At 40.4% G+C, this 391-nt stretch carries 1 pseudogene; it reads right to left on the bottom strand.

The annotated features are described in order from the left end of the window. A pseudogene (locus AC27VX_RS23880) lies at positions 1–391 on the bottom strand (RHS repeat-associated core domain-containing protein); the annotation flags it as partial.

The raw sequence follows: 391 nt of genomic DNA, 5'->3' as shown, positions 1-391 counted from the left end.
TATATTCCCAGCCTTTACCTGGAAGCTTTTTTTCTACCAGCCTGCCTCTTCCGTCATAACGGTACTGATAGGCCAAAGCATCATGTTCCGCCATACCCCAGGTCTCTAACTGAGAGAGAAGCGGAGGAATTACAAAAGCTAACTGATTATATTCATTGTAAACATAATAAGTATCTGCATTTTTGGTTACACTGAGCTCTTTTCTGATTAATATAATCTGGCCCTGACCGTTTTTAAATTCAATAGTTTTGTTTCCATCTTCATCGGTGGCTGTATTTTTGTACAATTGGGCTTCGCCATACATCCCGTTATTACTGATTGATGAGAACGTAGCTCCGTTCACCCAGCTGGAAGAGGTGGCAAATTTCCTTACTTTATCTGTCGTGATATT

This window comes from Chryseobacterium sp. 14P4.3.2, from assembly GCF_057799275.1.
This window is presented reverse-complemented; position numbering and strand designations above follow the sequence as displayed.